Here is a 25,167-nt window from a genome sequence, read left to right on the forward strand (position 1 = left end):
GATTCATCATGAAGTTCACTGACGGACAGTGGATGCATCAGCCGGGCGTGGCCGCGCATTACGCGGCCGAGGCCTACGCGATCGAAGTCCACGAAGACCGCCTGGTCGTGCTCGCCACGACCCGCCCCATCAAACACCGCGGCGACACACTGCAGGGGCCCACGCTCACCGTGACGCTGAGCTCGCCGCTGCCTGGCGTCATCCGCGTCAGCGTCGAGCACTACACCGCATCCAGCGCGGCGCGCCTGCACATCCCCATGCCCGGCGCCGGCAAGCATCCCGTGCAGATCGTCAACGGCGACGCAAAAGCCACGCTCACCTCCGGCGCCCTCTCGGTTGACGTCAGACGAGGCGACGGCTGGAGCCTGACCTTCCGCGAAGGCGACCGCATCCTGACCAAGAGCGACTGGCGCGGCCTGGGCTACATCCAGTGGGCCGGCAAGGACGGCCTGGTGCGCAGCCACGTCCACGATCAGCTCTCGCTGGGCGTGGGCGAGAACGTCTACGGCCTGGGCGAGCGCTTCACGCCCTGGGTCAAGAACGGCCAGATCGTCGAGAACACCAACAAGGACGGCGGCACCGCCTGCGAGCAGGCCTACAAGAGCGTGCCCTTTTACCTGACCAACCGCGGCTACGGCGTGCTCGTCAACGAGGCCGGCCCCGTGTCCTTCGAGGTCGGCTCGGAGAAGGTCGCCCGCGTGCAGTTCAGCCGCGAAGGCGAGAGCCTGGACTACTGCGTCATTGCCGGCCCCACGCCCAAGGACGTCGTCGGCCGACTGACAGCGCTGACAGGCCGCGCCCCGCTGCCCCCGGCCTGGAGCTTCGGGCTGTGGATGACGACCTCGTTCACGACCCAATACGACGAGGCCACCGCCACCCACTTCATCGACGAGATGGCCCGCCGCGAACTGCCGCTGGCGGTGTTTCACTTCGACTGCTTCTGGATGCGCGAGTTCCAGTGGTGCGACTTCGCCTGGGACCCGCGCGGCTTCCCCGAGCCCGAGGCGATGCTCAAGCGCCTGCACGCCAAGGGCCTCAAGATCAGCCTCTGGATCAACCCGTATGTGGCGCAGAAGTCGCCGCTGTTCGCTGAAGGCGTCAAGCACGGCTACTTCATCAAGAGAACCAACGGTCTCACCTTCCAGACCGACCAGTGGCAGCCCGGCATGGCCATCGTGGACTTCACGAACCCGGCCGCCAAGGCCTGGTACCAGGGCCACCTGAAGCGCCTGATCGCCCAAGGCGCCGACTGCTTCAAGACCGACTTCGGCGAGCGAATTCCCAGCGAAGGCGTGGCCTACTTCGACGGCTCCGACCCCGTCGAGATGCACAACCTCTATGCGCTGCAATACAACCAGGCGGTCTTCGAGCTGCTGGAAGAAGTGCAGGGCAAGGACGCCATCGTCTTCGCCCGCTCCACGTATGCCTCCGGCCAGCGCTTCCCCGTGCACTGGGGCGGTGACTGCTGGAGCACCTTCGAGTCGATGGCCGAGAGCCTGCGAGGCGGCCTGTCGCTGACGAGTTGCGGCTTCGCCTTCTGGAGCCACGACATCGGCGGCTTCGAGGGCAACCCGCCGCCGGCCGTCTACAAGCGCTGGATCCAGTTCGGGCTGATGTCCTCGCACAGCCGCCTGCACGGCAGCAGCAGCTACCGGGTGCCATGGCTCGTGGACGAAGAGAGCTGCGACGTGCTGCGCGTCTTCACGCGGCTCAAGCACCAGCTCATGCCGTATCTGTACGCCAAGGCGCATGAGGCGACGCAGACGGGCGTGCCGCTGATGCGCGCCATGCTGATGGAGCATCCGCAGGACCCGGCCTGCGCGACGCTGGACCGGCAGTACCAGCTGGGCGAAGCATTGCTCGTGGCGCCGGTGTTCACCGAGAGCGGTGAGGTGGACTTCTACCTTCCCGAAGGCAAGTGGACGCGCCTGCTCAGTGGCGAGAAGCGCGAAGGCGGCCGCTGGCATCGCGAGACGCATGGCTTCCTCAGCATGCCGCTGTATGCCGCACCGAACAGCGTCATCGCCTGGGGCGCCGAGACCGAGAAACCGGACTACGACTACACCCGCGGCACGGTGCTGCGCGTGTTCGAGCTGGAGGACGGCAAGAGCGCGGCCTTCACGGTGGTCGGCTCCGACGGCAACGTCGCCGCGCGGGGTACGGTCAGCCGCCACGGCGGGCAGTACACGGCGCAGGTCAGCGAGGGTGCGCTGCGCGACTGGGCGCTGGAGGTCGGCGGTCAGCGCAGTCCCGTGTTGGGCGAAGGCGCTGTTTTGAACTGGGCCGCCTGACGGGCCGCAGCCCTCAAGCCGGTGGACGCGCCTACTCGGGCCGCCACCGGCTCATTGTTTGATGGAGTGACGATGGTTTGGTGTCGTGTTCGAGACCTGCTGCTGACGCTGCTGCTGTGTGTCTGCGGCGCCGCATCGGCGCGGCAGGTCACTGCGCTGGATGATGGTTGGCGTTTCCTGCGCGCCGATGCCGCCGGTGCGAGCGCGGCCGAGTTTGACGACTCGGCCTGGACGGCGGTGCGCCTGCCACACACGTGGAACGGCATCGACGGTGAAGCGGGCGGCGCCTACTACCGTGGCCCGGGCTGGTATCGGCGTGAGCTGCAGCTGCCCGCCACTGCGCTGGCGTCACGCCATTTCCTGCAATTCGATGGCGCCGCGCTGCGGGCCGAAGTCTGGATCAACGGCCAGCTTGCCGGCCGCCACGACGGCGGCTACGCGGCCTTTCGCATCGACATCAGCCGCTGGCTGCACGCCGGGCGCAACCAGATCGCCGTGCGCGTGGACAACGCGACCGCCCAGCACGTCGCGCCGCTGGGTGGCGACTTCACGGTCTTCGGCGGCCTCTACCGCGGTGTGAAGTTGGTGGCTGTGCCGGCGGCCCACTTTGACCTGCTGGACGACGGCGGGCCGGGTGTCTATGTATCGGCCACCGACGTCAACGCCGAGCGAGCCCACCTGACCCTGCGTGCCCGCGTGCGCAACGACGGCGACGCAGCCCGTCGCCTTGCGCTCAACCTCACCCTGCGCGACGCCGCCGGCCGCGCCGTGGCGCAAGGCCAGCAGGCAGTGCCAGCCGCGCCCGGCGCCACCGTCGTGGCCGAACAGCCCTGGACGCTGCCGAAGCCCCAGCTCTGGCAAGGCCCGGCCGACCCGCACCTCTACACGGTGACCGCCGAGCTACGCGACGGCGCCGAGGTGCTGGATACGCTGACGCTGCCGGTTGGCTTCCGCAGCGTGCAGATCGACCCGCAACGCGGCCTGCTGCTGAACGGCCGGCCGCACGCGGTGCATGGCGTCAATCTCTTCCACAGCGGCCGTCCGGGCCGTGGCCTGGCGGTCAGCGGTGCCGAGATCGATGAGGACTTCCGCATCCTGGCCGAACTGGGGGTCACCGGCCTGCGCTTCGTGCACTTCCAGCATCCGCAGCGCGCCTACGACAACGCTGATCGCGCCGGCCTGCTGGTGTGGACCGAGATCCCGCTGAACTCGGCGATGGATGAAGGCGACGAGTTCCGCGCCAACCTGGCGCAGCAACTGCGCGAGCTGGTCAAGCAGAACCAGCATCACCCGTCGGTCTTCATCTGGGGCGTCGGCAACGAGGTCTACCGCTCGGACGATGCGGTGGTGAAGCTGCTGTCGGACATGAGCCGTCTCGCGCACGATCTCGACTCGACGCGCGCTACCAGCTACGCCCACTGCTGCGCGGCGGACGATCACGCGATGGCGCGCCAAACCGACGTCATCGGCTTCAACCGCTACTACGGCTGGTATGACGGCCATTTCGGCGACATCGGCCCCTGGGCCGACCGCGTGCATGCCGGCCAACCCGACCGGGCGATGTCACTGGCCGAGTACGGCGCCGGCGCCAGCGTGAAGCACCAGCAGGATCCGCCGGAGCGCCCCAAGCCGGCCGGCCCCTGGCACCCCGACCAATACCAGGCGCTCTTCCACGAGGCCTACTGGCCGCAGATCGCCGCACGGCCTTGGCTGTGGGGCAGCTTCGTCTGGGTCGGCTTTGACCTTGCCTCCGCTGGCCGCAACGAGGGCGACCGGCCCGGCATCAACGACAAGGGCCTGGCGAGCTACGACCGGCAGGCGCGCAAGGAGGCGTTCTTCTACTACCAGGCCCAGTGGAGCGACAAGCCGATGCTCCACATCGCCAACCGGCGCGCCACGCCGCGCGCTGCAGGCCGCGCCGACGTGAAGGTCTACACCAACGCCAAAAGCGCCACACTGAATGTCAACGGCACCGACCTGCCGGCGCGGGCAGTGCAGGGCGGCATTGCCACTTGGCCTGGCGTCGTGCTGCAGCCGGGCCGCAACCGACTGCAGGCCCGCGGCGACAACGGTGCCGCTGATCACATCCACTGGATCGGCACGCCATGAGGCCCACATCTGCGCTGCCTCGTCACCGCTTGCCTGGATGGCACGGTAATCGCCAGTTTTTCCCTGGGGCGATGTGAAGGGCTTGGCATGGGTAACCCTAGCTCGGTACCGCAAGCGGCTGAGTCAAAATGACAGCGTTGTCGTTCAAACCCATGTGATGGAGCTTGCTGATGAACTGGTGGCCCGCTGGCGGGGCTTGGCCTACCGCTTGGGCCTGCAAGCCAAGGACTATGTCTGGGGCAGCAATGCCATGGCCCTCAACCAGGCCATGATGCTCATCCAGGCTTGGCGCCCGCAGCCGCGGGCCGACACGTCGGCCGCCGCCCAAGCGCTGTTCGACCATGTGCTGGGCCGCAACCCGATGGGCCAGTTCATGGAGACCGGCTTCGGCACCAAGCCGCCGCCGCATGCGAGCAACGAGGTCGCCATCAACTGGAATGCGCCGCTGGTCTATGTGTCGGCGGCGCTGCAGGCGCTGACGCCGCGGGTCCGATAAGGCAGGCCGGGAGAGCAGACGATGCACCACCGCAAATGGCTGGCGACGCTGCTGCTGGGCCTGTTGGGCTGGAGTCCCTGGGCTTGGTCCGCGTCATGGGTGCTGGCAGAGAGCCCGCATTTCCGCATGCTGGCCCAGACGTCCAAGCGCACGGCCGAGGGCAGGCTGCAGGATCTCGAACGCCTGCACGAGGCCATGCTGCTGACCCTTGGCGCCAGCCAAGGCATGGCGCGGCCGCCCTTTCCCATCGTGCTCAGCGACGACCCCGACCTCATCGCCCGGGTCCAGCCTTATCTGCGCAACCGCAGCTTGTCGGGGTTGTTCGTTTCGGGCAGCGACGGCGCCCAGGCTTTCGCGGTCAACCATCCCTGGTCGAAGGACTTCACCGGCCAGGTGCTCTTCCATGAGTACGCGCATCGCGTGATGGCTCAATACGCCCGCATGGCCTATCCCGTGTGGTTCGTCGAGGGCTATGCCGAGTACTTCGGCGCGACGCGCATCGCCCCGGACTCGATCGAGATCGGCGCGTTCAATCCCTCGGCCGCGATCCTGACCCAACGCACCTGGCTGCAGCCGGCCAGGCTGCTCAAGCCGAGCTTCCAGTCCACCGGCGACAAGGACATCGACGACAGCTTCTTCGGCGTCTTCTACGCGCAGTCCTGGCTGCTGACCCACTATGTGTTGTCCAAGACCGAGCGCGTGCAGCGCTTCAACGAGTACTTCCGCCGTGTCGCAGCCGGGGAGGACGCGCTCACTGCGCTGGAGCCAGCCACCGGCATAGCGCCCAGCCGCCTGAACAGTGAGCTGCGCAAGCATCTGGACAACCTGTATGTGGCGCAGATACCGGGCGGCGCGCCAGCCGCGGTGCGTACCACCGAGCTGCCCACCGAGCAGGCTGAAGCCGAATTCGACGGCATGGTCATCGCCTCGCGCCCTGAAGCTGAACATGGCAAGGCCGTCCTGGCCCGCCTGCAGGAGAGCGTGAAGAAAGCCGGCGGCGACCGTGCGCCCGATGCCATGCGCTGGGCGCTGGCGCATGCCGAGATCCGCTATGGCGACGCAGACAAGGCCTTGCAGATCCTTGCCCCATGGGCTCAGCAGGAATCGCCGCCCTTTGAAGCCAACCGCCTGCTCGGCTGGGCCTGGCAGGCCGTGGCCGCACAGGCGAATGGCGCCGAACGCACCCAGGCACTGGAGCAGGCCCGCGCCTGCCTGATGGCGGCCTACAAGCAGCGCCGCAACGACGCCCCCACGCTGTATCAACTGGCTCGAGTGCTCGGTGTCAGGGGCGTGAGCCCCAGCATGACCAACGCGGCGGACGCTGCCAGCGTGCTGGAGCCCCAGGTTGGCGACTACGTCTACCTCGCCGTCTGGGCGCATCTCGAATCCGGCAACCGCGACAAGGCCCTGCGCGGCCTGCAGTCGCTGGCCAGCAACCCGCACGGCGGCGAGGGCACCGACAGGGCCCGGGCCGCGCTCCAAGCCCTGCAATCCAATCAAGAGGCGTCTGACGTCCTCGCCCTGCTGAACGGCACCAAGAAGCCCACTCCACCATGACTCAATCCATTCGCCACCCGTTGACCTGGGTGCCCTCGCTCTACCTCGCCATGGGCCTGCCCAACGTGATGGTGGGGGTCGTCGCAGCCATCATCTACAAGAACCTGGGCATCTCCAACGAGGACATCGCGCTCTACACCTCGCAGATGTACCTGCCCTGGGTGCTCAAGCCCCTGTGGGCGCCCCTGCTGGAGGCCTACCGCAGCAAGCGCTTCTGGGTCATCAGCATGGAGTTCACGATGGCGGCGGCCCTGGGCCTGGTGGCGCTGTGCCTGCCGATGGAGGGTTTCTTCAAGCTCTCGCTGGCCTTCTTCTGGATCGTCGGCTTCGCGTCGGCCACGCAGGACACCTGTGCCGACGGTGTCTTCATGACGACCGTCTCCAAGACCGACCAGGCGCGCTACTCGGGCCTGCAGGGCATGTGCTGGAACATGGGCGCCGTTGTCGCCTCCGGCTTGTTCGTGTCACTGACGGGCTATCTGCACAACCACATGGGCATGAGCTGGGTGCAGTGCTGGGTCATCGTCGTGCTGATCGCCGCAGCGTCCATGGCCCTCTTCGGCCTGTGGCATGTGCGCGTGCTGCCGCCGGGCGCGCCGTCCACGCTGCATGGCCAAGGCCTGAGCGGCGGCCTGACGGCCACGGCCGAAGCCTGGGTCACCCTCTTCCAGAAGCCGCAGATCTGGATGATGCTGGCCGTCATCTTTTTCTACCGCTTCGGCGAAGGCTTCATCGAGAAGTTCGGTCCGCTCTTCCTGCTCGACAGCATCGCTGCCGGCGGCCTGGGGTTGGACAACGAGTCGCTGGGCCACATCAACGGCACGGTCGGCACGCTGTCCTTCATCGCCGGCGCCTTCCTGGGCGGCTTCTTCGTCGCCAAGCGCACGCTGCCGCGCAGCTTCTTCACACTGGCCCTGGTGCTCAACATCCCGCACCTGACCTATTTCTACCTGGCCCAGACGATGCCGACGGACACGACCACCATCGCGGCCATCGTCTGCATCGAGAAGTTCGGCTTCGGCATGGGCTCGGTCGGCCACATGCTCTACATGATGCAGCAGATCGCCCCGGGACCTTTCCGCATGGCGCACTACGCGATGGCCACCGGCGTCATGGCGCTGACCAAGTGGGGCACCGGCAGCGTCAGCGGCCTGCTGTGGAACTACGTCAATCACCAGTACGTGAGCTTCTTCGGCTGGGTGCTGATCTTCTCCATCCCGCCCGTGGTGCTGGCCTGGCTGGCGCCTTTCCCGCATGACCACGAGGAGGCGGGCGAGTTCGGCGAACACGCCGCCGTGGCCGGCCACTGATGGGCCTGCTGCTGGCCATGGCGCTGGCCGCCGCCACATCCGCCCAGCCGGCCCAGACCGCCTGTGCGGCCGATGCACTGGGCACGTCACGCACATTGACGCTCCAGCGCGACGGCGCGGCCTGGGGCACGGCTCAACATGCGGCGCTGCCGACGCTGGCACCCGGCGAAATCGTGCTGACCTTCGACGACGGCCCGCGGCCCGAGTCCACACCCCTGGTACTGAAGGCCCTGGCCGACCAGTGCGTGAAGGCCAGCTTCTTCATGAACGGCGAACCGATGCGCGCCCACGCCGCCCTGGCCCGCCAGGTGCGCGATGCCGGCCATAGCGTCGGCATGCATGGCTTCCAGCATCTGGCATTCGGTCAGTTGCCCGCAGCGGCGCAGATCACCGACCTGGATGCCATGATTGCCGCCTACCGCGAGGCGTTGGACAGCGAGCCGGCCGCCTATCGATTCCCCTTCCTGGCGGAATCGCCCGTGTTGATGGCCGCGCTGCGCGAGCGGGGCATCACCGTGATGTCCGTCGACGCTGGCGCCGAGGACTGGTTGCCCGACCAGACGCCTCAGATGTTGGCCGACAAGATGCTCGGCCAGCTCGCCAAGAGCGGCGGCGGCATCGTGCTGTTGCACGACGTGCAGGACCAGACCGCGCGGGCGCTGCCCTTCCTGCTGCAGGCGCTCAAGGCCAAGGGCTACCACGTCGTGCACCTGCGCTGGGACGACGTGCTGCGCTGACCGCTCCCGCAAAAGGAATCCCATGCCTCGCCTGCTGGCCCGACTGCTCCTCCTTCTGGCCATCGCGAGCCTGGCGCCCGCCCGCGCCGCCGACTTCGTCGCCCCACCCGGCCCCTACGCCGTCGGCAGCACGAACATGCAGGTGGCGGCGAGCGCCGCCGGCGACCGGCCGCTGGTGGACTATCTCAACGGCAAGGTCGACGGCTCGCGCAGCCTGTACGTCGATGAGCTGCTGAGCCGCCGTGACGCCCCGCTGTTGCTGAAGGTCACCGTGCCGGCCAACGAGCCCGGCGCCGGCGCGCTGGCCGGGCAGCAACTGCCGCTGCTGCTCTATGTGCTGTACCCCACGCGCGCCGACAACGTCCGGCCGAACTACACCTTTCCGTACAAGGACACCGGCGACAACGTCTTCCCGCACATGCAGGCGCCGGGCGAGCGGCCCGTCTTCGCCGATGCTGCGGCCAGGTACCCGGTCATCGTCTATTCGGGCGGCTACAACACGCACGGCCTCTGGCACCTGGCCCACTTGAAGCGGATGGCCTCGCACGGCTACATCGTCGTCGACATCTTCCACGGCGACGGCCGCGTCAGCGGCTATGCCGAAACCGTCGCCCTGCGCCGGGTCGCCTTCAAGGCGGCGCTCGACCATGTGCTCAGCCACCCTGACTTTGCCGGCGCGGTGGACACGGCCCGCATCGGCGCCTCGGGCGCCAGCGCGGGCGGCCAGACGGTGCTCGCCATGCTCGGCGGCGCCGATCCGGCTGTACCCGGGCAGTCGTTCCGCGACGCCCGCCTGAAGGCCGGCTTTGGCCTCGTGCCCTTCCTCGGCGCCAGCTTCGGCATCTGGCCCTTCCAGACCCATGCCTGGTCCTTCGGCCGCGACTTCAGCGGCCTCGCCCAGGTCAAGACGCCCTTCTTCGCCGTCTACGCCGAGAAGGACGGCTCGGTCTCGCCCGACAGCGTCAAGGCCGGTGTGCGCCGCCTCGGCGGCCCGGCCTGGGCCGTCGAAATGCCGAGTGAGGGCCACCTGCTCAGCGCACCCGCTGAACAGGAAGCCACCGCCTGGGAGCTGCTGTTCTTCGACGCATACCTGCGCGACAACGCGGCTGCCCGGGAGCGTCTCGCCAATGTCAAGCCGCTGGCCGGCGGGCGCGGCAGCGTCAACTACAGCAAGCCTCGCTGACTCGGGCGCACAGCCCGTCCCAACTGCTTCAAGCTGCGGGTTTGTCCGCGGTGCCGCAGTGCGGATAAATGCTTGACGTTTGAACTATCGATTCCTAAAGTGCTACGCAGAGGGGGCATCCCATGCGTATCACCTGTGTCGGCGGCGGGCCCGCCGGCCTGTATTTCGCGCTGCTGATGAAGAAGGCGGACCCGGTCCACCAGGTCCGGGTGCTGGAGCGCAACCGCGCCGGTGACACCTTCGGCTGGGGTGTCGTGCTGTCCGACCAGACCGTCGACGCGCTGCGCGGGGCCGACCCCGAGACGGCCGAGCAGATCAGCGAGGCCTTCAACCACTGGGACGACATCGCCGTCCACTTCAAGGGCCGCCGTATCGTCTCCAGCGGCCACGGCTTCTGCGGCATCGGCCGCAAGCGGCTGCTGAACATCCTGCAGGCGCGCTGTGAGGCGCTCGGCGTCGAGCTGGTCTACGAGACCGACGTGCTGGATGACGCCGATATCGACGCTGATCTTGTCATTGCTGCCGACGGGCTGAACAGCCGCATCCGCCAGAAGTACGCCGCCACCTACCAGCCCGACGTCGACCTGCGCCAATGCCGCTTCGTGTGGCTGGGCACGACCAAGCTCTTCGACGCCTTCACCTTCGATTTCCAGCACACCGAGTGGGGCTGGTTCCAGGCACATGCCTACCGCTTCGATGCCACGCACTCGACCTTCATCGTCGAGGCCCCCGAGGACGTCTGGCGCGCCGCCGGCCTGGAGGACATGAGCAAGGAAGACGGCATCGCCTTCTGCGAAAACCTCTTCGCCCGGGTGCTGGACGGCCATCCGCTGATCTCCAACGCCAGCCACCTGCGCGGGTCGGCGGCGTGGATCCGCTTCCCGCGCGTCGTCTGCAAGACCTGGGTGCACCGCAACGACCGCGGCATTCCCGTCGTGCTGATGGGCGACGCCGCCCACACGGCGCATTTCTCCATCGGCTCAGGCACCAAGCTCGCGCTGGAAGATGCCATCGACCTGGCCCGCGACATTGAGAAGCATGGCGACCTGGCAACGGCGCTCGACGCCTACCAGGCCACGCGCAGCATCGAGGTGCTGCGCATCCAGAACGCGGCGCGCAACTCGACCGAGTGGTTCGAAAACGTCGAGCGCCACGCAAGGCTGGCGCCGGAGCAATTCGCCTATTCGCTGCTGACGCGCTCGCAGCGCATCTCACACGAGAACCTGCGCCTGCGCGACGCGCGCTATGTCGGCGACTTCGAGCGCTGGCTGGCGGCGCAAAGCGGCGTTGATGCGCAAGTGCCACCGATGTTCACGCCCTTCAAGCTGCGCGGCGTCACGCTGAAGAACCGCGTCGTCGTGTCGCCGATGGCGCAGTACAGCTGTGAGGACGGCATCCCGGGCGACTACCACCTGGCGCACCTCGGCGCACGCGCCCTGGGCGGGGCGGGGCTGGTGTTCGCCGAGATGACCTGCGTGTCGCCCGACGCCCGCATCACACCAGGTTGCCCGGGCCTGTGGAACGACGCTCAGGGCGCGGCCTGGCAGCGCATCGTCGAGTTCGTGCACGCCAACAGCAGCGCCAGGATCGCGATGCAGCTCGGCCACGCCGGCCCCAAGGGCTCGACGCGCGTGCCCTGGGAAGGCGAGGACCTGCCGCTGCCCGACGGCAACTGGCCCCTGATCTCGGCCTCGCCGCAGCAATACCTGGCCGGCATCAGCCAGGTCGCACGGGCGATGACGCGCGCCGACATGGACCGCGTGCGGGAAGACTTCGTGAGCGCGGCCCGCCGTGCGGCGGACGCCGGCTTCGACTGGCTGGAACTGCATTGCGCCCACGGCTATCTGCTGTCCGCCTTCATCTCCCCGCTGACCAACCAGCGCGACGACGATTACGGCGGCTCGCTGGAGAACCGGCTGCGCTACCCGCTCGAAGTCTTCACCGCGCTGCGCGAGGTGTGGCCGCTGGACCGGCCCATGTCGGTGCGCATCTCAGCCCACGACTGGGCGCCCGGCGGCACGACGCCCGAAGACGCCGTGGCGATCGCCGCGGCCTTCAAGCAGGCCGGTGCCGACCTCATCGACGTGTCCTCGGGCCAGGTCAGCAAGGCGCAGAAACCGGTCTACGGCCGCATGTTCCAGACGCCGTTTGCGGAGAGCATCCGCAACCGCGTCGGCATCGCCACCATGGCGGTTGGCGCCATCTCCGAGGCCGACCACGTCAACAGCATCATCGCGTCGGGCCGCGCCGATCTGTGCGCCATCGCCCGGCCGCACCTGGCCAACCCGGCCTGGACGCTGACCGAAGCCGCGCGCATCGGCTACCGCGGGCCTGTCGGCCTGGAATGGCCCAAACAGTACCTGTCCGGCAAAAGCCAGCTGGAGCGCGAGTTCGAGCGCCAGCGCGCCGGCAATGTGGCCGCGGCCGAGCAGGCGAACAAGGCGTTGGGCGTATGAAACACGTGGTCGTAACAGGTGGAGGCAGCGGCATCGGCGCCGCCGTCGCGAAGCGGCTGCTCGCGGACGGTTTTCGAGTCACTCTGATGGGCCGCAGTGAAGACCGCTTGCGCCAGGCACGGGCGGCGCTGGGTGAGGTCGCCATCCAGGTCTGCGACGTTGGCAACGAGGACAGCGTCACCGACGCCTTCGCCGCCATCGGCGACGTGGACATCCTCGTCAACAACGCCGGCCAGGTCGAGACGGCGCCGCTGGCCCGCACCTCGCTCGAACTCTGGCAGCGGCTGCTCAACGTCAACCTCACCGGCAGCTTCCTGTGCAGCCGCGCCGTGCTGCCCGGCATGGTGACCCGCAGGCAGGGCCGCATCGTCAACGTCGCCAGCACGGCGGCGCTCAAGGGCTATGCCTACGTCGCCGCCTACTGTGCGGCCAAGCATGGCGTGCTGGGCCTGACGCGGGCGATGGCGCTGGAGGTGGCGGCCAAGGGCGTGACGGTCAACGCGGTCTGCCCGGGCTACACCGAGACGGACATCGTTGCGTCTGCCGTCGACAACATCGTCGCCAAGACCGGCCGCACGGCCGACGAGGCACGCGCCGAGCTGGCCAAGGTGAATCCGCAGGGCCGCCTGATCCAGCCCGAGGAGGTCGCGGACGCCGTGGCCTGGATCGTAGGCAACGGCGCCATCAACGGCCAGGCCATCGCCGTCTGCGGCGGGGAGACGATGTGATGTCGACCGTCGAGTCCGACCTCGAAACCCGGCTGTCAGAAGACGACCACCAGGCCCTCAAGCTGTGGCTGCGCCTGCTGTCCTGCACAACCCGCGTGGAGGACCAGATCCGCCAGCGCCTGCGGGCCGATTTCGGCACCACGCTGCCGCGCTTCGACCTGCTCGCCCAGCTGGAGCGCCACCCCGACGGCTTGACGATGCGCGAGCTTTCCAAGCGCCTGATGGTGACGGGTGGCAATGTGACCGGCATCACCGACCAGCTCGAAGCCGAAGGCCTGGTGCTGCGCGAGACGCGCGCCGACGACCGCCGCAGCTTCATCGTCAAGCTCACGCCCCAGGGGCGCCGCCAGTTCAAGCGCATGGCGGCCACGCACGAGGGCTGGATCGTCGAGCTGTTCGCCGGCTGGACGCCCGCGCAGAAGACGCAGGTCCACGAGCTGCTCGCGCAGCTGAAAACGCATTTGGCCAAGGACGCCGCATGACCCCCTACCTGACTTCCGGCAACAGCCAGAGCCTGGCCGGCTACACGCCCGAGCACTTCGTCTGGCAGCAGCAGGGCGCCGTCGGCGTCATCACGCTGAACCGGCCCGAGCGCAAGAACCCGCTGACGTTCGAGTCCTATGCCGAGCTGCGCGACTTGTTCCGCCGCCTGAGCTATGTCGACGACGTGCGCGCCATCGTCGTTCAGGGCGCCGGTGGCAACTTCTGCTCGGGCGGCGACGTGCACGAGATCATCGGCCCGCTGACCGGCATGAGCATGCCCGACCTGCTGGCCTTCACGCGCATGACGGGCGACCTCGTCAAGGCCATGCGCGCCTGCCCGCAGCCCATCGTCGCGGCCATCGACGGCGTCTGCGCCGGCGCGGGGGCCATCATGGCGATGGCATCGGACCTGCGCGTGGGCACGGCACGCAGCAAGACGGCCTTTTTGTTCACGCGTGTGGGCTTGGCCGGCTGCGACATGGGCGCCTGCGCCATGCTGCCGCGCATCGTCGGCCAGGGGCGGGCGTCGGACCTGCTGTACAGCGGCCGCAGCCTCGGCGGCGAAGAGGCGCTGGCGTGGGGTTTCCTCAATCGCCTGGTCACGCCGGAGCAGCTGTTGAACGAGGCCACGGCCTGGGCCGGCGAGATCGCCTCGGGTCCGAGCTTCGGTCATGCAATGACCAAGCGCATGCTGCACCAAGAGTGGTCCATGGGCGTGGACGAGGCTATCGAGTCCGAAGCGCAGGCCCAGGCCATCTGCATGATGACCCAGGACTTCCATCGCGCTTACGAGGCCTTCGTGGCGAAGCAGAAGCCCGTCTTCCAGGGGGACTGAATGCAACATCTCGACTGGCCCTTCTTCGACGCCAAGCACCGCGAGCTGGCGACTTCGCTCGACGCCTGGTGCGGTGAGCATCTGCAGCATGTCGACCATGATGGCGACATCGATGCGCAATGCCGCACTTTGGTCGCGCAGCTCGGCAAGGCCGGCTGGCTGAACCATGCCGTGGCCGGTGAAGGTCAGGCCATCGACACGCGCGCCCTCTGCCTGATCCGCGAGACGCTGGCCAAACACGACGGCCTGGCTGACTTCGCCTTCGCGATGCAGGGCCTCGGCTCCGGCGCCATCTCGCTGCAAGGCACGCCGGCCCAGCGCCAGCGCTATCTGCCGCTGGTGGCGCGCGGCGAGGCGCTGGCGGCATTCGCGCTGTCCGAGCCTGAAGCGGGGTCCGACGTCGCCGCCATGCAGTGCAGCGCCACCGAAGACGGCGACGGCTATCTGCTGAATGGCGAGAAGACCTGGATCTCCAACGGCGGCATCGCCGACTTCTATGTGCTGTTCGCGCGCACCGGCGAAGCGCCCGGCTCACGCGGCCTGAGTGCCTTCATCGTCGACGCTGGCATTCCCGGCTTCGAGATCGCCGAGCGCATTGACGTCATCGCGCCCCATCCGCTGGCGCGGCTGCGCTTCACGAACTGTCGCGTCGCCAAGAGCCAGATGCTCGGCGCGCCCGGCGAAGGATTCAAGCTGGCCATGCGCACGCTGGATGTGTTCCGGACGTCCGTCGCCGCCGCCGCGCTGGGCTTCGCGCGCCGCGCGCTGCAGGAAGGGTTGAACCAGGCCAGGTCGCGGCCGATGTTCGGCGCCCGGCTGGCCGACCTGCCGCTCACGCAAGCCAAGCTCGCCGACATGGCCTGCACGGTGGATTCGTCCGCGCTGATGGTCTACCGCGCCGCCTGGCTGCGCGACCAGGGAAAGACCATCACCAAGGAAGCGGCCATGGCCAAGCTGATGGCGACCGAGGGCGCCCAGCAGGTCATCGATGCGGCCGTGCAGCTCTTCGGCGGCCGCGGCGTGCGCCGGGGCGAGATCGTCGAATCCCTCTACCGTGAAATCCGCGCGCTGCGCATCTACGAGGGCGCCAGCGAAGTGCAGCAACTGATCATCGGTCGCGAACTGCTCAAGCAAGCCTGAGGACGTCATGCACCCATCGGCCCACCTGGATACCTTCGCAAGAGACCACCTCCCGCCGCAGGACCAGTGGCCGGAGCTGGTGTTCGACCTGCCCGAGCTGCAGTTCGGCCCCCGATTGAACGCGGCGACCGAGCTGCTGGACCGCTGGGTCGAGCAGGGCCAGGGCGACCGGCCCTGCGTGCAGGGCGCCAGCGTCCGCTGGACCTATGCCGAGCTTCAGGCCGAGGCCAACCGCATCGCCAACGTGCTGGTCAACGAGTTGGGCGTCGTGCCCGGCAACCGCGTGCTGCTGCGTGGCGCGAACACGCCACAGCTGGCGGCCTGCTGGTTCGCGGTCATCAAGGCCGGCGCGATTGCCGTGGCGACGATGCCGCTGCTGCGTGCAATCGAACTCGGCAAAGTCATCGCCAAGGCCGAGGTCACGCATGCGCTGTGTGACGCGGCCCTGGCCGACGAACTCGCCGCGGCGCAACTGCAAAACCCCATGCTGCGCGGCATCTGCCACTACCGCAGCGGCGAGCCCGACGGGCTGGAGGCGCGCGCTGCACGACAGCCGGCAACGTTCACCAACATCGACACCGCCAGCGACGACTGCGCGCTGATCGCCTTCACGTCGGGAACGACGGGCCAGCCCAAGGGCACGATGCACTTTCATCGCGACATCCTCGCGATCTGCCGCTGCTGGCCGGTGCACTGCCTGCGCGCGCAGGCGAGCGACGTCTTCATCGGCAGCCCGCCGCTGGCCTTCACCTTCGGCCTGGGCGGCCTGTTGCTGTTCCCGATGAGCGTGGGCGCGTCGACGGTGCTGTTGGAGAAGCCCGCACCCGAAGTGCTCCTCGCGGCGATTGCGCAGCATCGCGCGACGGTCTGCTTCACGGCGCCGACGTCCTACCGCGCGATGGCACCGCTTGTGGGGCAGCACGACATCGCCTCCCTGCGCAAATGCGTGAGCGCCGGCGAAGCGCTGCCCGCCGCCACGCGCGCGCTGTGGAAGGGCGCGACGGGCATCGAGCTGCTCGACGGCATTGGCGCGACGGAGCTGCTGCACATCTTCATCTCCCACACCGAAGAGACGGCCAAGGCCGGCGCCACGGGCAAGCCCGTGCCTGGCTACCAGGCCTGCATCCTGGACGACGGCGGCCAGCCGCTGCGCGCGGGCCAGGTCGGCCATCTCGCCGTGAAGGGCCCGACCGGCTGCCGCTACCTGGCCGATGAGCGCCAGCACCAGTATGTGCAGGACGGCTGGAACCTGACCGGCGACTCCTACCTGATCGACGACGAGGGCTACTTCGTCTACCAGGCCCGCACCGACGACATGATCATCTCCGGCGGCTACAACATCGCCGGCCCCGAGGTCGAGGCCGCGCTGCTGAGCCACCCCGCCGTCGCCGAGTGCGCCGTCATCGGCGTGCCTGATGAAGAGCGCGGCCAGCTGGTCAAGGCCTTCGTCGTGCTGCGTGCCGGCCATGCCGGCGACGTGAAGGCCTTGCAGGACCACGTCAAGGCGACCATCGCGCCCTACAAATATCCGCGCGTCATCGAGTTCCGCACCAGTTTGCCGCGTACCGAGACTGGCAAGCTGCAACGCTTCCGACTCAGAGAAACTCCCTGACCTTTTCACCGGAGAGCCTGCCCATGAAGAAGACCTTCGCCGCCGTTGCCATCGGCCTTGCCTTGCTCCCCGCGGCCCAGGCCGCCGACAAGCTCAAGGTGGGCTTCCTGAGCACCCTGTCCGGCCCCGGCGCCGGCCTGGGCGTGGACATCCGCGACGGCTTCGCGCTCGGTCTCAAACACAGCGGCGGCAAGCTCGGCGGCCTGCCGGTCGAGGTGGTCACGGCCGACGACCAGCAGAACCCCGAGGTCGCCAAGCAAAGTGCGGAGCGCCTCATCAAGCGCGACAAGGTCGACTTCATGACCGGCATCGTCTTCTCCAACGTGATGCTGGCCGTCGGCCCGTCGGTGTTCGACGCCAAGATTCCCTACATCAGCGCCAACGCCGGCCCCTCGCAGTACGCGGGCGAGCAATGCAACCCGTACTTTTTCAACGTCGCCTGGCAGAACGACAACCTGCACGAGGCCGTGGGCAAGACGGTGACGGAGAAGGGCTTCAAGAAGCTGGTTCTGCTGGCGCCCAACTACCCGGCCGGCAAGGACGCGATGACGGGCTTCAAGCGCTATTACAAGGGCGCCGTCGTCGAGGAGATCTACACCAAGCTCGGCCAGCTCGACTACGCGGCGGAGCTGGCGCAGGCCCGCGCGGCCAAGCCGGATGCGATGTACATCTTCCTGCCTGGTGGCATGGGCATCAACTTCATCAAGCAGTTCGTCGGCGCGGGGCTGTCCAAGGACGTGACGCTGTTCGGGCCGGGGTTCTCGGCGGACGAGGACGTCATCAAGGCGGTGGGCGAGCCGATGCTGGGCATGTTCAACAGCTCGCATTGGGCGCATGACATGGACAACGTGGCGAACAAGAAGTTCGTCGCTGATTTTCTGAAGGACTACGGAAGGCTGCCATCGCTGTATGCGAGCCAGGGGTATGACGCGGCGTTGTTGATGAATGCGGCGGTGAGGGATGTGAAGGGGAAGGTCGAGGACAAGCCGGCGCTGTTGAAGGCGATCAAGGCGGCGAAGTTTGAGTCGGTGCGGGGGGCGTTCAAGTTCAATCGGAATCAGTACCCGATTCAGGATTACTACTTGCGGGTGATCACGAAGGATGGGCAGGGAAGGGTGACGAACCGGACGTTGGGGAAGATCTTCACGCAGCATGAGGATGCGTATGCGGCCTCTTGCAAGATGAGCTGAGGGCTGTTTTGTCGCAGCATGGGTTGACGTACAGGCCCAGCCGGGATTTCGTCCCGGCGGCCGACCTACTTTTTGCGCCGCCAAAAAGTAGGCAAAAAGCTCTCTCCTGCAAAACCGCCCGGCGGAGCCGGGTCTCCTGCGATGCTCGAAGCCCGGGGCCGCGCCCAACTCACTTCGCTACGCTCCGTTCAAACAAAGGGGCGCGAAGTCAGAGCTTGAGGCTCGCTGCGCTCGCGCCCCGGGCTTCTGCGCTTCTCGGCGGTTTAGAAGGGGAGGCTCCCGAAACAACCGAGCAGCCGACAGCCAAGCCCGAAGGCCGTTCGCAACGAGGCATTTCTATTTCCCCCTCTGAGCCCGCCGAGAAGCGCAGGGCCTTGAGGCCGCGAGCGAAGCTCGCTTCAAGCTCTGACTCCGCGCAACTGTTTGAGCAGAGCGTAGCGGCGCGAGTTTTGCGCGGGGGCCTCAAGGACCGAGCATCGCAGGGCACCCCGCTGCGAAGCAAAGGGGCGGGCGGTTCGGGGGCGCTTTCTTTGCCTACTTTCTTGTGCGCACAAGAAAGTAGGTCGCCCGCGGGGGCGAACTCCCCGCTGGGCAGTGGCGCAAAGCCCCAGCTTGGGAAAGCACCCAACTGATGGACTGGATCCTCATCACCGAGCAACTCCTCAACGGCCTCCAATTCGGCCTGATGCTCTTCCTGCTCGCCGCCGGCCTGACCCTCGTGTTCGGCATCATGGACATGATCAATCTGGCCCATGGCTCGCTCTACATGGTCGGCGCCTACCTGACCGCGGCGGTCGCAGGCGCAACCGGCTCCTTCCTGCTCGCCGTCCTCGCCGCACTCGTAGGCACCGCCATCCTCGGCATGGCCCTCGAAGTCACACTTCTGCGACGCCTCTACGCCCGCGACCACCTCAGCCAAGTCCTCGCCACCTTCGCCTTGATCCTCATGCTCAACGAAGGCGTTCGCATCCTCTGGGGCGACCAGCCGCTGATGCTCAACACGCCGGCCGCGCTGTCCGGCCCCGTCGAACTGCTCCCGGGCCTGCACTACCCGGCCTACCGCCTGCTCATCATCGGCGTCGGCCTCGCCGTCGCCCTGCTGATGTGGCTGCTCGTCACCCGCACCCGCGCCGGCATGTGGGTGCGCGCCGGCGCGGCGAACCGCCAGATGGCCACCGCCATGGGCGTCGACATCCGCAAGCTGTTCACCGCCGTGTTCGGCCTCGGCGCCGCGCTGTGCGCGCTGGCCGGCGCGCTGCTCGGGCCGCTGCTGGCCGTGCAGGTCGGCATGGGCGAAAGCATCCTCATCCTGGCCTTTGTCGTCATCGTCGTCGGCGGCATCGGCTCGGTGCGCGGTGCTCTGGTGGGCTCGCTGCTGGTCGGCCTCGTGGACACCGCCAGCCGCACACTGCTGCCCGCCGCGCTGCGCCAGCTCGCTTCACCCGAGGTCGCGTCCAACCTCGGCCCGGCGCTGGCCTCCATCCTCATCTATGTGCTGATGGCGGCCATCTTGTTCTGGAAGCCGCGCGGCCTCTTTCCCGCCCATGGCTGAAGCGCGCAGCCTCCACCACCGCGGGCTCGGCCGTTGGATCTGGCCATTGCTGGCCTTGCTGGCAGCCCTGCCGCCGCTGTTGCAGGCCATGGGCCTGGAGTTCTACACCGTCGTCGCGACGCGCATCCTCATCTTCGCCATCGCGGCGTCCAGCCTGAACCTCATCCTCGGCTTTGGCGGGCTCGTCAGCTTTGGACACGCGGCCTACATCGGCCTGGGTGGTTACACGGTCGGTGTATTGATGGATGCGGGCATCACATCGGTCTGGGTCGCGTGGCCGGCCGCGATGCTCGTCAGTGCCGTGGCGGCCGCAGTGATCGGCGCCATCAGCCTGCGCACGCGCGGCGTCTACTTCATCATGATCACGCTGGCCTTCGCGCAGATGTTCTATTACCTCGCCGTGTCGCTGAAGGCCTATGGCGGCGACGACGGCCTGGCGCTGGCGCAGCGCTCGGCCTTTGGCTTCGGTCTGGACCTGAAGGACGACGCCAGTTTCTACTGGCTTGCGCTCGCACTCTTCGCCATCGTCATGGCCGGCCTGCAGCGCGTCGTGAACTCGCCCTTCGGCTGGCTGCTGCAGGGCGCGCGCGAGAACGAGGTGCGCGTCGCCGCCGCGGGCGGTCGCGTGTTCGCGCTGCGCTGGCAGGCCTTCGTGCTCGCGGGCGCCATCGCGGGTCTGGCGGGCGCCATGCTGGCCAACCTCAACGGCCTGGTGTCGCCGCACCTGATGCACTGGTCGCAGTCCGGCCAGTTGATGGTCATGGTCATCATCGGCGGCGCTGGAGCGCTGTGGGGCGGGCCGCTGGGTGCGTTGGCGCTGTTGCTGCTGGAGGAGCTGCTGTCGGGCTACACCCTGCATTGGCAGCTCGGTCTGGGAGCCTTGCTGCTGCTGGTCGTGCTCTATGCGCCGCGCGGGTTGGCGGGACTGAACTGGAAGACGCGCCGTGCTTGAAGTCAAACAACTAGTGAAGCGCTTTGGCGCGCTGGCCGCGACCGATGGCGCGAGCTTTGAAGTGCGGGCGGGTGAGCTGCATGCGCTGATCGGCCCCAACGGCGCCGGCAAGACGACGCTGATCCACCAGATCTCCGGCGCCCTCGCGCCCGACGCGGGCCAGATCGTCTTCGATGGTCGGGACGTCACGCGGCAAGGCATGGCCCGTCGCGTACAAGCCGGCCTGGTGCGCAGCTTCCAGATCACCAGTCTGTTTAAGCCCTGCTCGGTGCGCGACAACCTCGTGCTCGCCGTGCTGGCGCGGCGCGAGGGCGCGCCGTCGTGGTGGCGCACCGCGCGCGCCGACGCGGCCGCGCATGCAGAAGCCGACGCGCTGCTGGCACGGGTGGGGCTGACGGCTCAGGCCGGCCGCACCGCCGGCGAGCTTGCGCATGGCGAGCAACGCCAGCTTGAAGTCGGCCTTGCGCTGGCTGCCAAGCCGCGCCTGCTGCTGCTGGACGAGCCGCTGGCTGGCATGGGTCCGGACGAGTCCACCCGTATGGTCGAGCTGCTGCAGGCACTCAAGCGCGAAGGCCTGACGCTGCTGCTGGTCGAACACGACATGGACGCCGTCTTCCGCCTCGCTGACCGCATCTCGACGCTGGTGGCCGGGCGCGTCATCGCCAGCGGCACGCCGGCCGAGATTCGCGAGCATGCCGAGGTGAAGCGCGCCTACCTTGGCGACGAGCTGGAGGCGGCCGTATGACGGCCTTGCTCGAGATCAAGGACCTGCAAGCCGGCTACGGTGCCAGCCAGGTGCTGTTTGGCCTGGACCTGACCATGCAAGCCGGCGAGGTGGCCACGCTGCTGGGCCGCAATGGCATGGGCAAGAGCACGCTGCTGCGCTGCCTGTGCGGCTGGATGGCGCCCAGCGCCGGCCGCATCCGCTTCTGCGGCCAGGACGTCACCGGCTGGCCGGCCGACCGCATCGCGCGGCTGGGCCTGGCGCTGGTGCCGGAGGGGCGGCAGGTCTTCCCCAACCTCAGCGTGCACGAGCATCTGCGCGCCTTCGCGGCCAACCGCAGCGGCGCGGCCGAGCCGTGGACGGTGGAGCGCGTCTACGGCCTCTTCCCGCGCCTGGCCGAGCGCGCCGGCCACATGGGTCAGCAGCTGTCGGGCGGCGAGCAGCAGATGCTGGCCATCGGCCGCGCGCTGGTCACCAATCCGCGCCTGTTGGTGCTGGACGAAGCCACTGAAGGCCTGGCGCCGCTGGTGCGCGAGGAGATCTGGCGCTGCCTGGATTTGCTGCGGGCCGCTGGCCAGACCATCCTCGTCGTCGACAAATATGTGCAGCGGCTGATTCGCCTGGCCGACCACCACACCGTCGTCGAGCGCGGCCGTGTCGCGTGGGCCGGCCCTTCGGCGGCGCTGGCGGCCGACCCGGCGCTGTGGCAAAGGTACGTGGGAGTCTGACGGTGAGCGCTTTCGCCTTTCAACGCGAGCAACTTGTGCGCTTCGGCCACTGCGACCCCGCCGGCATCGTCTTCTACCCGCGCTACTTCGAGATGCTCAATGAGCTGATCGAGGACTGGTTCGCCCAGGGCCTGTGCCTGCCGTTCGACGTGCTCATCGGCCAGCGCGGCGTCGGCATGCCCACGGCGCAGCTCGACACGCGCTTCCTGCGCGTCAGCCGCCATGGCGACCGCCTCGTGCAAACCATCCACATCGAACGCCTGGGCGGCGGTTCGATGACGCTGCGCATCGCCTTCGACGGCGCCGACGGCACGCGCGTCGAGTTCACGCAGGTGCTGGTCTGTACTTCGCTCGCCACCCACAAGCCCCAAGCCTTTCCGGCCGATCTGCGTGCTGCGCTGGAGCGCTCGCTCGCCGCACAACAGGAGACAAACACATGAGCAACCACAAGCAAATCCTGCAGCCCGCCGGCTGGACCCAGCCGCGCGGCTATGCGAATGGCGTCGCGGCCAGCGGCCGCCAGGTCTTTGTCGCCGGCCAGATCGGCTGGAACGAGCGCTGCGAGTTCGACAGCGACGACTTCATCGCCCAGGTGCGCCAGACCCTGCTCAACATCCGCGCCGTGCTGGCCGAGGCGCAAGCACAGCCCGAGCACATCGTGCGCATGACCTGGTACCTCATCGACAAACGCGAGTACATCGCCCGCGGCCGCGAGGTGGGCCAGGCCTACCGCGACGTGCTGGGCCGCGACTACGGCATCGCGATGAGCGCCGTGCAGGTGTCGGCGCTGATGGAGGACAGGGCCAAGGTGGAGATCGAGGTGACGGCGATGGTGCCGGAGGCTGCGGGCCAGGGCGCTTGAGCCGCAATTCTGGTAATTCGGCTCACAATTTGAGCCGATAGTGCTAAATTGCGGCTCATGACCGCGAGAGCACGCCCCTGGAACTGGCTTCGCGCCGACTGGCCGGACTTCGTTTACGACAATGCGGTCGTCAGCGCCGACCTGGCCCAGGCCTACCGTTTGCATGGCGTCATGGAAGGCAAGGCTGCAGCCATCGGCTTCACCGGTACCAGCGACGTCGCGCTCGACTCGATGGCCGACGAGGTGCTGACCACGGCGGCCATTGAAGGGGAGCGGCTGTCGCTGGACGCCGTCAGGTCGTCGGTCATGCGCCGCATGGGCTTGAAGGCGCCGGGGCCCATCGACCGTGCCGTGGACGGCCTGGTCGCCGTCGTTCACGACGCGACCACCGCATCCGGCACGCCGCTCGATGAAGACCGGCTCTGCCGGTGGCAATCGGCGCTGTTCCCGGGCGGCACTTCAGGTGTTCAACGCATCGCCGTGGGCCGCTATCGGGATCACGAAGACCCGATGCAGATCATCAGCGGCCTGCCCGGCCGCGAGGTCGTCCACTACGAGGCGCCGCCATCGGCCGATGTGCCGCGGCACATGACGCGCTTCATCAACTGGTTCAACGACACCGCGCCCGGCGGCGCTTCCTCGGCGGCACGCCTGGACGGCCTTGCGCGTGCCGCTATCGCCCACCTTTGGTTTGAAAGCATCCACCCGTTCGAGGACGGCAACGGCCGCATCGGCCGCGCCCTCGTCGACATGGCCGTGGCCCAGCACCTCAGCACGCCGGTCAGGCTGTTCAGCCTGTCGCGGCAACTGCTGGAGCGCCGCTCCGATTACTACGACCAACTGAATCTCTGCCAGCGTGGCGGCATGGACGTGACGAGCTGGGTCCAATGGTTCGCGCAGCAGTGTGCTGCCGCCTACTCGGCGGCCAGCGCCACGATGGACGCCGCCCTCGTGAAGCGCCGGTTTGCGGAGCACCACGGCATCGCCGGGCTGCCTGAGCGCCAGCGCAAGGTGTTGCAGCGTTTGCTCGACGACGGTGACGGCGGTTTCCTGGGCGGGCTCAACGCCGAGAAGTACATGAAGATGACCGGTGCGTCCAAGGCCACGGCCACTCGGGATCTGGCCGAGATGGTCAAGCGTGGACAACTCTGGAGCACCGGCGCTGGCAAGGCTTTGCGCTACTACGTCAACGTGCCCGGCTGGACGCATGGCGTCGCGACCGGTGAAGGGTCGGGAGAGTCCTAACCTGGTACCTCATCGACAAGCGCGAATACATCGCCCGCGGCCGCGAGATTGGCCAGGCCTACCGCGACGTGCTGGGCCGCGACTACGGCATCGCCATGAGCGCCGTGCAGGTGTCGGCGCTGATGGAGGACCGGGCGAAGGTGGAGATTGAGGTGACGGCAGTGGTGCCGGGCTGAGATTTTGTTGGGGCTGCCTATCCGACATCGGTAGCTCGCTGCCGCCCCGGCACCCTGGGGGCTTTAATGTTTAAGCCTCTCCGGACAGCCGTCATCGCTCAGCTGACAGGTTGCTTCCGTCTGCCACTTCTTTTCCTGTTTATTGAAGCATTCGCGATTCGCAAACGTTCCTGCGGATCTGATTTGATATTCAGTGACGACGCATCCAGGAGTCGCCGTCAACGTTGGGGATGACACAAAGCGCTCACCGAGTTGGAAGTCGCGAGCTTCGGCGTCGTAGAAATAAACGTCGACCGGAATGTACGGTTCCCCAGCCTCCCACCCCGTACTCACGACGAGGTCAGTGAAGCCGTCTCCATCAATGTCTTCGAGTGAGATTCCAAACATGTCTGTGGGCATGCTCGACGTCACTCGAATCGCATGCAATCTCTTCCCAGAGATTGATCGAAAGTCCACGAGATGCGTCGGCGATGAAACGCTGTCGTAGTCTTCACAGACGGAAACTATCACCTCCGTTTTATCGACCCCGATGGTCGCCTTCATAGGCTTGATCACGGTTGCCTTGTTGACTCCGCATTCCTCAGGGGGACTTTCCGCTGCAGCGCTTGCCGCGCTAGCCACCGGAGATGCCCGAGATGCCGGCGCAGCTGAGCTGGTGAGAGTGTCTTGGGTGCTCAGCGAAAAGATGCGCCATGCCCACCCTGAGGCAAGGACGGCAGCTACTGCCGCGATGACCAAGATAACTTTCTTCGACGAACGCATGCGCTGGCTGGTGGTCCTAGGTGATGGCTGCTACCTATC

The 25,167-nt window shown here is 67.6% G+C and carries 21 protein-coding genes and 2 pseudogenes; 22 read left to right on the forward strand and 1 reads right to left on the reverse strand.

Annotated elements, in window-relative coordinates:
• Positions 1–8: 8 nt before the first annotated feature.
• The 22 genes and pseudogenes from yicI to ACXJLH_RS09270 form a co-directional block, all read left to right on the forward strand.
• Entirely contained in the window at positions 9–2,291 is a 2,283-nt protein-coding gene (yicI, locus tag ACXJLH_RS09165; RefSeq protein WP_457443588.1) for an alpha-xylosidase, read from the forward strand.
• 72 nt (positions 2,292–2,363) lie between these two features.
• The gene (locus ACXJLH_RS09170; RefSeq protein WP_457443590.1) at positions 2,364–4,400 is read left to right on the forward strand and encodes a glycoside hydrolase family 2 protein; all 2,037 of its coding nucleotides are present in this window, start codon (positions 2,364–2,366) and stop codon (positions 4,398–4,400) included.
• A gap of 70 nt (positions 4,401–4,470) precedes the next feature.
• Positions 4,471–4,896, forward strand: a pseudogene (locus tag ACXJLH_RS09175) (glycoside hydrolase family 9 protein); the annotation flags it as partial.
• Positions 4,897–4,917: 21 nt separating this feature from the next.
• Positions 4,918–6,453 carry a hypothetical protein gene (locus ACXJLH_RS09180; RefSeq protein ID WP_457443592.1) on the forward strand — a complete coding sequence of 512 codons (1,536 nt, stop codon included), beginning with the start codon at positions 4,918–4,920 and terminating at the stop codon, positions 6,451–6,453.
• The gene (locus ACXJLH_RS09185) at positions 6,450–7,763 is read left to right on the forward strand and encodes an MFS transporter (protein WP_457443594.1); all 1,314 of its coding nucleotides are present in this window, start codon (positions 6,450–6,452) and stop codon (positions 7,761–7,763) included. The genes ACXJLH_RS09180 and ACXJLH_RS09185 overlap by 4 nt, the downstream gene beginning before the upstream one ends.
• Positions 7,763–8,500 (forward strand): polysaccharide deacetylase family protein, encoded by a 738-nt coding sequence (locus tag ACXJLH_RS09190; protein WP_457443596.1) that lies wholly within the window; start codon positions 7,763–7,765, stop codon positions 8,498–8,500. Before ACXJLH_RS09185 ends, ACXJLH_RS09190 begins: the two co-directional genes overlap by 1 nt.
• A gap of 22 nt (positions 8,501–8,522) precedes the next feature.
• Positions 8,523–9,683 carry an alpha/beta hydrolase family protein gene (locus ACXJLH_RS09195; RefSeq protein WP_457443598.1) on the forward strand — a complete coding sequence of 387 codons (1,161 nt, stop codon included), beginning with the start codon at positions 8,523–8,525 and terminating at the stop codon, positions 9,681–9,683.
• A gap of 122 nt (positions 9,684–9,805) precedes the next feature.
• Entirely contained in the window at positions 9,806–12,139 is a 2,334-nt protein-coding gene (locus ACXJLH_RS09200) for a bifunctional salicylyl-CoA 5-hydroxylase/oxidoreductase (RefSeq protein WP_457443600.1), read from the forward strand.
• Complete coding sequence (locus ACXJLH_RS09205; protein WP_457443602.1) at positions 12,136–12,867, forward strand: SDR family NAD(P)-dependent oxidoreductase; 732 nt, start codon at positions 12,136–12,138, stop codon at positions 12,865–12,867. Before ACXJLH_RS09200 ends, ACXJLH_RS09205 begins: the two co-directional genes overlap by 4 nt.
• Positions 12,867–13,349 carry a MarR family winged helix-turn-helix transcriptional regulator gene (locus ACXJLH_RS09210; protein ID WP_457443604.1) on the forward strand — a complete coding sequence of 161 codons (483 nt, stop codon included), beginning with the start codon at positions 12,867–12,869 and terminating at the stop codon, positions 13,347–13,349. The genes ACXJLH_RS09205 and ACXJLH_RS09210 overlap by 1 nt, the downstream gene beginning before the upstream one ends.
• Positions 13,346–14,185 carry an enoyl-CoA hydratase family protein gene (locus ACXJLH_RS09215; protein ID WP_457443605.1) on the forward strand — a complete coding sequence of 280 codons (840 nt, stop codon included), beginning with the start codon at positions 13,346–13,348 and terminating at the stop codon, positions 14,183–14,185. The genes ACXJLH_RS09210 and ACXJLH_RS09215 overlap by 4 nt, the downstream gene beginning before the upstream one ends.
• Positions 14,186–15,325, forward strand: coding sequence for an acyl-CoA dehydrogenase family protein (locus ACXJLH_RS09220; protein WP_457443607.1), 1,140 nt, complete (start codon positions 14,186–14,188; stop codon positions 15,323–15,325).
• A 7-nt stretch (positions 15,326–15,332) separates the two neighbouring features.
• On the forward strand, positions 15,333–16,937 hold the full coding sequence (locus ACXJLH_RS09225) for a benzoate-CoA ligase family protein (protein WP_457443609.1): 1,605 nt from the start codon (positions 15,333–15,335) through the stop codon (positions 16,935–16,937).
• 23 nt (positions 16,938–16,960) lie between these two features.
• The gene (locus tag ACXJLH_RS09230) at positions 16,961–18,127 is read left to right on the forward strand and encodes an ABC transporter substrate-binding protein (RefSeq protein WP_457443611.1); all 1,167 of its coding nucleotides are present in this window, start codon (positions 16,961–16,963) and stop codon (positions 18,125–18,127) included.
• 631 nt (positions 18,128–18,758) lie between these two features.
• A complete protein-coding gene (locus ACXJLH_RS09235; RefSeq protein WP_457443613.1) occupies positions 18,759–19,679 on the forward strand; it encodes a branched-chain amino acid ABC transporter permease in 921 nt (306 codons plus the stop codon).
• Positions 19,672–20,631, forward strand: a complete 960-nt coding sequence (locus tag ACXJLH_RS09240) for a branched-chain amino acid ABC transporter permease (RefSeq protein ID WP_457443615.1) — start codon at positions 19,672–19,674, stop codon at positions 20,629–20,631. Before ACXJLH_RS09235 ends, ACXJLH_RS09240 begins: the two co-directional genes overlap by 8 nt.
• On the forward strand, positions 20,624–21,376 hold the full coding sequence (locus ACXJLH_RS09245) for an ABC transporter ATP-binding protein (protein WP_457443617.1): 753 nt from the start codon (positions 20,624–20,626) through the stop codon (positions 21,374–21,376). Before ACXJLH_RS09240 ends, ACXJLH_RS09245 begins: the two co-directional genes overlap by 8 nt.
• Entirely contained in the window at positions 21,373–22,083 is a 711-nt protein-coding gene (locus tag ACXJLH_RS09250; RefSeq protein ID WP_457443619.1) for an ABC transporter ATP-binding protein, read from the forward strand. Before ACXJLH_RS09245 ends, ACXJLH_RS09250 begins: the two co-directional genes overlap by 4 nt.
• A gap of 2 nt (positions 22,084–22,085) precedes the next feature.
• Complete coding sequence (locus ACXJLH_RS09255) at positions 22,086–22,523, forward strand: acyl-CoA thioesterase (RefSeq protein ID WP_457443621.1); 438 nt, start codon at positions 22,086–22,088, stop codon at positions 22,521–22,523.
• Positions 22,520–22,945 (forward strand): RidA family protein, encoded by a 426-nt coding sequence (locus tag ACXJLH_RS09260; RefSeq protein WP_056193539.1) that lies wholly within the window; start codon positions 22,520–22,522, stop codon positions 22,943–22,945. The genes ACXJLH_RS09255 and ACXJLH_RS09260 overlap by 4 nt, the downstream gene beginning before the upstream one ends.
• Positions 22,946–23,002: 57 nt before the next feature.
• Positions 23,003–24,190 carry a DUF4172 domain-containing protein gene (locus ACXJLH_RS09265; protein WP_457443623.1) on the forward strand — a complete coding sequence of 396 codons (1,188 nt, stop codon included), beginning with the start codon at positions 23,003–23,005 and terminating at the stop codon, positions 24,188–24,190.
• Positions 24,187–24,366: pseudogene (locus tag ACXJLH_RS09270) on the forward strand (RidA family protein); the annotation flags it as partial. The gene ACXJLH_RS09265 and the pseudogene ACXJLH_RS09270, both read left to right, overlap by 4 nt.
• Before the next feature lie 63 nt (positions 24,367–24,429).
• Here the strand turns inward: ACXJLH_RS09270 and ACXJLH_RS09275 are convergent.
• Complete coding sequence (locus ACXJLH_RS09275; protein WP_457443625.1) at positions 24,430–25,128, reverse strand: integrin alpha; 699 nt, start codon at positions 25,126–25,128, stop codon at positions 24,430–24,432.
• Positions 25,129–25,167: the final 39 nt, after the last annotated feature.

The organism is Roseateles sp. P5_E4, assembly GCF_054049255.1.

Bases quoted from the DNA above. Each gene is read 5' to 3' on its own strand.
- yicI (WP_457443588.1), top strand. From the start codon at position 9: ATGAAGTTCACTGACGGACAGTGGATGCATCAGCCGGGCGTGGCCGCG.
- ACXJLH_RS09170 (WP_457443590.1), top strand. From the start codon at position 2,364: ATGGTTTGGTGTCGTGTTCGAGACCTGCTGCTGACGCTGCTGCTGTGT.
- ACXJLH_RS09180 (WP_457443592.1), top strand. From the start codon at position 4,918: ATGCACCACCGCAAATGGCTGGCGACGCTGCTGCTGGGCCTGTTGGGC.
- ACXJLH_RS09185 (WP_457443594.1), top strand. From the start codon at position 6,450: ATGACTCAATCCATTCGCCACCCGTTGACCTGGGTGCCCTCGCTCTAC.
- ACXJLH_RS09190 (WP_457443596.1), top strand. From the start codon at position 7,763: ATGGGCCTGCTGCTGGCCATGGCGCTGGCCGCCGCCACATCCGCCCAG.
- ACXJLH_RS09195 (WP_457443598.1), top strand. From the start codon at position 8,523: ATGCCTCGCCTGCTGGCCCGACTGCTCCTCCTTCTGGCCATCGCGAGC.
- ACXJLH_RS09200 (WP_457443600.1), top strand. From the start codon at position 9,806: ATGCGTATCACCTGTGTCGGCGGCGGGCCCGCCGGCCTGTATTTCGCG.
- ACXJLH_RS09205 (WP_457443602.1), top strand. From the start codon at position 12,136: ATGAAACACGTGGTCGTAACAGGTGGAGGCAGCGGCATCGGCGCCGCC.
- ACXJLH_RS09210 (WP_457443604.1), top strand. From the start codon at position 12,867: ATGTCGACCGTCGAGTCCGACCTCGAAACCCGGCTGTCAGAAGACGAC.
- ACXJLH_RS09215 (WP_457443605.1), top strand. From the start codon at position 13,346: ATGACCCCCTACCTGACTTCCGGCAACAGCCAGAGCCTGGCCGGCTAC.
- ACXJLH_RS09220 (WP_457443607.1), top strand. From the start codon at position 14,186: ATGCAACATCTCGACTGGCCCTTCTTCGACGCCAAGCACCGCGAGCTG.
- ACXJLH_RS09225 (WP_457443609.1), top strand. From the start codon at position 15,333: ATGCACCCATCGGCCCACCTGGATACCTTCGCAAGAGACCACCTCCCG.
- ACXJLH_RS09230 (WP_457443611.1), top strand. From the start codon at position 16,961: ATGAAGAAGACCTTCGCCGCCGTTGCCATCGGCCTTGCCTTGCTCCCC.
- ACXJLH_RS09235 (WP_457443613.1), top strand. From the start codon at position 18,759: ATGGACTGGATCCTCATCACCGAGCAACTCCTCAACGGCCTCCAATTC.
- ACXJLH_RS09240 (WP_457443615.1), top strand. From the start codon at position 19,672: ATGGCTGAAGCGCGCAGCCTCCACCACCGCGGGCTCGGCCGTTGGATC.
- ACXJLH_RS09250 (WP_457443619.1), top strand. From the start codon at position 21,373: ATGACGGCCTTGCTCGAGATCAAGGACCTGCAAGCCGGCTACGGTGCC.
- ACXJLH_RS09260 (WP_056193539.1), top strand. From the start codon at position 22,520: ATGAGCAACCACAAGCAAATCCTGCAGCCCGCCGGCTGGACCCAGCCG.
- ACXJLH_RS09265 (WP_457443623.1), top strand. From the start codon at position 23,003: ATGACCGCGAGAGCACGCCCCTGGAACTGGCTTCGCGCCGACTGGCCG.
- ACXJLH_RS09275 (WP_457443625.1), bottom strand. From the start codon at position 25,128: ATGCGTTCGTCGAAGAAAGTTATCTTGGTCATCGCGGCAGTAGCTGCC.